This is a genomic window from Mesorhizobium sp. M8A.F.Ca.ET.208.01.1.1, assembly GCF_004791315.1.
GTDB lineage: Bacteria > Pseudomonadota > Alphaproteobacteria > Rhizobiales > Rhizobiaceae > Mesorhizobium.
The window spans coordinates 1-288 of sequence record NZ_SRUT01000382.1 but is presented as its reverse complement, the minus strand read 5'-3'; the positions used below and the strand labels follow the sequence as shown (position 1 = coordinate 288).

General features: G+C 63.2%; 1 protein-coding gene. It reads left to right on the top strand.

Going from position 1 to position 288, the window contains the following annotated elements; translation table 11 throughout:
• The coding region (locus EN851_RS35760) for a DUF2569 family protein (RefSeq protein ID WP_135931140.1) at positions 1 to 288 on the top strand (288 nt) is incomplete at both ends.

The following is a 288-nucleotide window of genomic DNA, read 5'->3' as shown; positions in this document are numbered from 1 at the left end:
GCCGGACAACGTATTCTTCCTCATCTATGGCGGCCTGGTCGGCGGCGTCCTCACCATTTTGTGGGGATTGTACCTGCTTGGCCTTGCCTTCAACCGCTCGGCCCGGTTCCCGCGCCACTACACGATCTGGCAGATCGCCATCATCATCTGGATCCTCGTGCGCCAGGCCTATGTGCTGCTCGTGTCCGACTTCGTCTTCTCGGCCGAGGGGCTGGCCTTCACCGTCGCCGAGATCGCCATCGGCCTGCTCTGTATCTATCTCCTGCGCAACGGGGCCGGCGCCGAGAC